A 1,646-nucleotide genomic window follows, 5' to 3' on the forward strand; every position below is an offset into this window, starting at 1 on the left:
GAAAATAAGAAAATAAGAAAATAAGAGTAAAGGTAAGCGGTGTATCAGACGATGTATTTATGCCAACACTTAGCGGGCATCCCCCGCTAAGGTTCCGGATGACAACCATTAAGCCACCGCTAACCTGCTATATCCCAACCCAGTCACCGAGCACTCCCCCCCAGAAGCTGAACAAAAAACACACGCAAGTTGCGCAATAATAAAGCAAATTGTTTGACGCGCATCAAGTTACACATGATACAAAGTTGTTAAGTTACAGTTAAAACCTAACTATCAGGGGTATACTATGCACTATAAGAACTGGCCAATAGCCCAACAAATTGGTGCCCTAGCCTTCATCCTAACCTTAATCATTTTTAGCATACTTAGCAGCGTTTCATATCAAGCGGCGTCAAATGTACTAGAAAAGAAAGGCATTAACGCTATGAAGGCCGAGATGCATTCGGTATCCGATATGCTTGAGCTGCAATACACTAGCCTTTTACAAATGGCGAGACGTAACGCGGATGTTTTTCAAGCCATGTTTCCTGGCACTTTTCGCTTAACAAATGAACAAGTCAATTTGCAAGGAGTCAATACGCCAGTACTCTTCAATGGACAGGAACAAATAAATGGCTCTGAGGCAAAAGTCGATCAGTTCGCTAGCATCACCAACAATAGCGCCACCCTATTTGTACGGGCAGGAAATGAGTTTATTCGCATCGCCACCTCACTTAAGCAAGCCGATGGTAATCGGGCACTCGGTACTTTTTTAGATAAAAATCATCCTGGCTACCCACATCTTATCAATGGGCAAACCTACGAAGGCTACGCCAGTCTTTTTGGCAAAGATTACATGACAATTTACCGCCCTATTAAGGACCCTCAAAACCAAGTCATCGCGGTTTTATATATTGGCTTTGATATTTCAGAATCCATAAAACAACTCCAATTCGCGATCAATAACCTCACCCTAGAGGAAAGTGGTCACTTTTTAGTCATGCAAAAAAATGACAATAGCCTAATCTCCCATCCAAAATTTGCCTCTAAAGACACTGTCTCTGAGCGGATGTTAGATGGCCTTACCTTAGCCCAAGCAACACAGGAAAATACGGAATGGCGATACCACAACAGTAACAACGAAGCCATGCTGGCCTACAGCCAAACCATAGCAGGTTGGAATTGGCTCATTATCGGCCAAGTTAGCGCGGCTGAACTCAATGAAGAAAGCCTCACCTTACTGACACTCAACATCATTATTGCAGTGACAGGGGTATTACTGATCACGGCCTTACTGTCTATCGTGCTTATCAAAGCCTTACGTCCATTGCACAGCTTACAAAAGCATATGGAGATACTCGGACATGGCGATTTTAGCCAGCCTGTAACCTTACCTGAGCCACAGAGTCACAACGAAGTCGATAAAATCACGATGAGTGTCTCGACTATGGAGGCTGAGCTCAGACAACTCATTCTGGCTTTACAGCATTCAGTCACCAGCATTGAATCTCAATCCATTAAAGCTCAGCAGATTGCGAAGAAAAATGGTGAAGAAGCGCAAATACTGATGCAACAAACCGATCAAATCGCCACCGCAATAGAAGAAATGTCGACCTCGATCCGCGATGTGGCTCAGCATGCCCATGACGGCGCAGATCAGAGTCAAC

At 44.1% G+C, this 1,646-nt stretch carries 1 protein-coding gene; it reads left to right on the forward strand.

All coding sequences use genetic code 11. The features are described 5' to 3' along the window. Positions 1 to 424: 424 nt before the first annotated feature. The coding region (locus tag ACRCZA_RS08275; protein ID WP_438673979.1) for a Cache 3/Cache 2 fusion domain-containing protein at positions 425 to 1,646 on the forward strand (1,222 nt) is incomplete at its 3' end.

This window comes from Shewanella sp. (genome assembly GCF_051658185.1).
In the GTDB taxonomy this organism is placed as follows: domain Bacteria; phylum Pseudomonadota; class Gammaproteobacteria; order Enterobacterales; family Shewanellaceae; genus Shewanella.